This window comes from Bradyrhizobium sp. Crot121, assembly GCF_059512385.1.
This window is the reverse complement of sequence record NZ_JCAMOR010000384.1, coordinates 1-442: the sequence shown is the minus strand read 5'-3', so window position 1 is coordinate 442 and position 442 is coordinate 1. Positions and strand designations below refer to the sequence as shown.

Genomic DNA, 442 nt, shown 5'->3' with positions numbered 1-442 from the left:
AAGGGACGAGCGGTACGGCGCACGACATGCTGGCCGCTCTGGAGAATGGCACGCTGACGATCTCCGATCCAACGCAGGGCGTTTCCATCACTGCCTGGGACGTCGACAATCCAAATGAAGCCGATACTGACAGCAAACCCGGTACCGATATCGAAGCCAGCGGCTGGAACGACTTCCTCAAGGCGCATCTAAAGCGCGGCGATGATGCATCCTTCGTCAAGCAAGGCGACCACTACATAGATAAGGTCGATAACAATAATGCCTATTTCGGCCAGATCGGCTCCGATTTCTATTATCTGACCTGGCCGTAGGCGAAGGCCAAGTGAGACTATTCCCAGCGAGGGTCGCTTCAGCGGCCCTTTCTCATTTCACGGAGACCTCAGCCGTCGTCTTCCGCGTCGGCACGCGGTAATCGTCGACGCGGCCCGCAGGTGCCGCTGCC

General features: G+C 58.1%; 1 pseudogene. It reads left to right on the top strand.

Going from position 1 to position 442, the window contains the following annotated elements:
• Positions 1-311: pseudogene (locus tag AC5ZGW_RS47095) on the top strand (hypothetical protein); the annotation flags it as partial.
• Between the last annotated feature and the right edge of the window lie 131 nt (positions 312-442).